This is a genomic window from Corynebacterium sp. KPL4015 (assembly GCF_040225725.1).
GTDB classification, from domain to species: domain Bacteria; phylum Actinomycetota; class Actinomycetes; order Mycobacteriales; family Mycobacteriaceae; genus Corynebacterium; species Corynebacterium rhinophilum.
The window spans coordinates 1-728 of record NZ_JBEHGF010000067.1; the positions used below are offsets into that span (position 1 = coordinate 1).

At 52.6% G+C, this 728-nt stretch carries 1 protein-coding gene; it reads right to left on the minus strand.

All coding sequences use genetic code 11. The annotated features are described in order from the left end of the window. Nucleotides 1–728: IS3 family transposase (locus tag ABRP64_RS11655; protein ID WP_349866540.1), on the minus strand; the 728-nt coding region annotated here is incomplete at both ends.

Sequence of the window (728 nt, forward strand, 5' to 3'; positions counted from 1 at the left end):
GCTACGAGATTGCACCAGGAGTGCCGCCTGCGCGTGTTGTAGCGCATGCACCACCGGAAGACCTCTTGACGACAGCTAATTGGGTTGTCAAAGACTTTCCGATCACGCAGCACTTCCCGCTTTAAGGTGGCGTTAAAGGATTCTGCCAGGGCATTATCGGCACTCGTTCCAACCGCGCCCATGGACTGGCGCACACCTAACGACGAGCAGTAGTTCCTAAAGGCTTGTGAGGTGTACACGCTGCCGTGATCGGAATGGAAAATAGTCCCGTCAAGACTGCCGCGCACGCCGTGTGCGTGGGCTAGAGCATCGATAACTAGTGAGACCCGCATGTGGTCTGCGAGTGCATAACCTGCAAGTTTACGTGAATACGTGTCAATGACTGTGGCAAGGTACATGTTTTTGCCTCCCCTACACGGCAGGTAAGTAATGTCACCGACATACACACGATTTGGCTCGCCAGCTGTGAACTTGCGGCCTACTAGATCTGGCATGACACGGTGACCAGGCTTACGCCTGGTAGTAATGCATCGACGCCGTTTGCTAAAGCCTTTTAACCCCATGGATTTCATGATGCGTGCAACTTTCTTGTGATTGATCGGGGTATACGTCGTGTCCTCCTTGAGGCTTGCGGCGATGCGTTTAGCACCATAAAGCCCGTGCTCATCATCGAAGATGGTTGTGATTCTTGCACCAATAACGGCATCAGAATACATCTTTAACCTGCG